This window comes from Actinomadura sp. 6N118, from assembly GCF_044326415.1.
In the GTDB taxonomy this organism is placed as follows: Bacteria; Actinomycetota; Actinomycetes; order Streptosporangiales; family Streptosporangiaceae; genus Spirillospora.
Window position 1 is genome coordinate 1 of the sequence record NZ_JBIRAZ010000104.1, and the last position, 579, is coordinate 579.

The 579-nt window shown below is 55.1% G+C and carries 2 protein-coding genes; one reads left to right on the forward strand and one right to left on the reverse strand.

The window, feature by feature from the left end:
• Window positions 1–12 precede the first annotated feature (12 nt).
• Window positions 13–453, forward strand: a complete 441-nt coding sequence (locus ACH34W_RS55595; protein ID WP_395969366.1) for a DNA methyltransferase — start codon at window positions 13–15, stop codon at window positions 451–453.
• Here ACH34W_RS55595 and ACH34W_RS55600 read toward each other — a convergent pair.
• A partial coding sequence (locus ACH34W_RS55600) for a hypothetical protein (RefSeq protein WP_395969367.1) occupies window positions 368–579 on the reverse strand: 212 nt, incomplete at its 5' end. The two genes, ACH34W_RS55595 and ACH34W_RS55600, sit on opposite strands and share 86 nt — an antisense overlap.

The window sequence follows — 579 nt, forward strand, 5'->3', positions numbered from 1 at the left end:
GTAGAGTATGTTTTGCATATTACTCGCCAGCGAACGCCATTTTTTTCGAAAGAGGCCTTCCGAACGACGCCCCCTAAGCTTGGAGGGCGCAATTCAGGTGTGGAAGCAAATAAGCTCTCGGATAGCTGGATACTTCCCACGTCGGCTGGCCGCGACGGTCATGGCGCTCAGTTTCCCGTAGCCCTTCCCGGCCGATGCATAGCCATCTCAACCGAGCCAGACGACTATGTGTTCGACCCATTCTGCGGCGCGGGGACTGCTGGCGTGGCCGCACTTGCCTTGGGGCGGAGATTTCTAGGATTCGATATAAGCGAGACCTATTTGTCCGTCGCGCGGCGTAGGCTAGAAGCTGCGGCTGCAGGATTGCTCACAGAGGACGAAACTCTGGAACCAATTGCTCAAGATTGCGCAGTGCCATCGTTGCAGCTTGAAGGTGCGCGAGCGGTAGCTTGATTTCGAAGACCTCGACGCCTAAGAATGACTTCCGCCGTGCAAATTGGGTATGGGTTGCATGCTCGTCTGCACAAAAGAAGACAAAAAATGCTTGGGAGGCGCGAAGGGAATACACGTGAGCTTGAT